Origin of the sequence: Stenotrophomonas sp. 2YAF22, from assembly GCF_052114665.1 — a bacterium.
Classification (GTDB): domain Bacteria; phylum Pseudomonadota; class Gammaproteobacteria; order Xanthomonadales; family Xanthomonadaceae; genus Stenotrophomonas; species Stenotrophomonas indicatrix.
In genome coordinates this window covers 1-1258 of sequence record NZ_JBFRFE010000879.1, presented here as the reverse complement: position 1 = coordinate 1258, position 1258 = coordinate 1, and the positions used below count along the sequence as shown (strand labels likewise).

Genomic DNA, 1258 nt, shown 5'->3' with positions numbered 1-1258 from the left:
GTCATTGGCGCGGAAGCGTGGCACCAGGTACTCCTGGATCACCCGGTTGGCGATCGCATCGGGAATCGCGCCCTCCAGGCCATAGCCCGGTTCGATGCGCACCCGCCGATCGTCCTTGGCCACCACCAGCAGCACGCCGTCATCCACGCCCTTGCGGCCGATCTGCCACTGGTCGAACACGCGGGTGGTGTACTGGGCGATGTCTTCCGGCTGCGTGGTCGGCACCACCAGCACCTGCATCTGGCTGCCCTTGCGTTGCTGCAGGTCCAACGCCTGCTGCACCAGCGCCTGCTTCTGCGCGGCATCCAGGGTGCCGGTGGCATCGACCACCGGCGAATCCAGCGCCGGGATCGGCGCCAGCGTCTGCGCCTGCACGCCCAGCGGCAGCCACAACAGCAGGGCCAGCAGTGTGGCAGCCAAGCGCATCGGTCAGTGGCCCGGCGCCGGGGCGGGCTGCTGCGGCGCGTTGCCGAAATCAACCGCCGGCGCGTTGGAGATCTGCGCCTCGTTTTCCACGGTGAAGTTCGGTTTGGGCTGGTAGCCGAAGATCTTCGCGGTGATCAGCTGCGGGAACGAGCGGATGTAGGTGTTGTAGTCCTGCACCTGCTGGATGTAGCGGCCCCGGGCGACGGTGATGCGGTTCTCGGTACCTTCCAGCTGCGCCTGCAGATCGCGGAAGTTCTGGTCGGACTTCAGCACCGGGTAGTTCTCGGTAACCACCAGCAGGCGCGACAGCGCACTGCCCAGTTCGCCCTGGGCCTGCTGGAACTGCTTGAGCGAGGCTTCATCGTCGGCGTTGACGTTGATCTGGCCAACGCGCGAACGGGCGTTGGTGACTTCGGTCAGCACGCGTTCTTCCTGGCTGGCGAAACCTTTCACGGTCTGCACCAGGTTGGGCACCAGGTCGGCGCGACGCTTGTACTGGTTGAGCACTTCGGACCAGCTGGCCTTGACCGCTTCGTCCTTCTGCTGGATGGCGTTGTAGCCGCAGCCGGACAGCAGGGAGGCCAGCAGCAACAGGGGAATGAGGCGGGTCAGCAGGCGCATGGCCAAGGCTCCGGGTGGACTGAGCGCCGAGCATGCCATGGTCGGTGTTAACGGACGTGTGGAGAGTGTCGGCCATCGGGCGCCGCCCCCTCCGCGGTGTGGTCCAGCCAGCTCGGGTGGGCCGGGAGGGTGGGTTGGCTGGGGGACGCTGCAAGTACGTCCATGTAAGCTCGGTCGCCGCATCCATGCGGCTCACGCCCCCAGCCAACCC

The 1258-nt window shown here is 66.6% G+C and carries 2 protein-coding genes; both read right to left on the bottom strand.

Translation table 11 applies throughout. The features are described 5' to 3' along the window. Positions 1 to 426, bottom strand: a 426-nt coding sequence (locus tag AB4Y84_RS21935; protein WP_442250968.1) for a TPM domain-containing protein, incomplete at its 3' end; no start/stop codon positions are given. Between the two features lie 3 nt (positions 427 to 429). Continuing rightward, positions 430 to 1047: a LemA family protein gene (locus tag AB4Y84_RS21930; RefSeq protein ID WP_100463009.1), complete on the bottom strand. Its 618-nt coding sequence runs from the start codon at positions 1045 to 1047 to the stop codon at positions 430 to 432. Between the last annotated feature and the right edge of the window lie 211 nt (positions 1048 to 1258).

What these genes read in the sequence shown, in the direction of transcription:
- AB4Y84_RS21930 (WP_100463009.1), bottom strand. Translation starts at nt 1,047, where the DNA reads ATGCGCCTGCTGACCCGCCTCATTCCCCTGTTGCTGCTGGCCTCCCTG.